General features: G+C 48.5%; 1 protein-coding gene. It reads right to left on the reverse strand.

What is annotated here, in order from left to right; genetic code table 11:
• Positions 1-382: beta-galactosidase subunit beta (locus tag R7R78_RS29685; protein WP_225475037.1), on the reverse strand; the 382-nt coding region annotated here is incomplete at its 3' end.
• Between the last annotated feature and the right edge of the window lie 127 nt (positions 383-509).

Raw genomic sequence — 509 nt, forward strand, 5'->3', positions numbered from 1 at the left:
GGAAGCGGTACGCTTCACTGTTTTCAAAAATCGCCACTTGGCCTTCGCAAAGCTCACGGGTTTCACCCTGACCAGAAAAAAATTCGCGGTCAGTTGCATCACGATAAGTTTGTGCTCGAGTCAACGCGGTTTTATCCGCGAACTCAACGGTTTCTCGGCCTTCGAGGTAGTAATGCACATCGAAGTAACGACGGTTACCGATGAACGTTTCGGTTTGTTTCGCGATGCCATCTTCAACCATGTAAACCAGTGAATCGCCAATAGAGTGCATCACGCCATCTTTGATGTTACCGATGTTGCCAATGGCTTCCACACAGCGGTTCCATTTACGACCGTTGCGATATACCTGTTTGAATTGCTCTAAGCTGTCTAACACGATCATGGGTTACGCCTCGTTGACTGGTTGAGTATTGGTTTGAGTGAAAAACGCGTTGTCGAAATCATGGTTTGCCATCACGTGTGCGTTGCAATCGCCTGCTTGCAGTGGCATCAGCGTCAAACCGTAACGG

It is taken from the genome of Vibrio sp. 2134-1 (assembly GCF_033339495.1).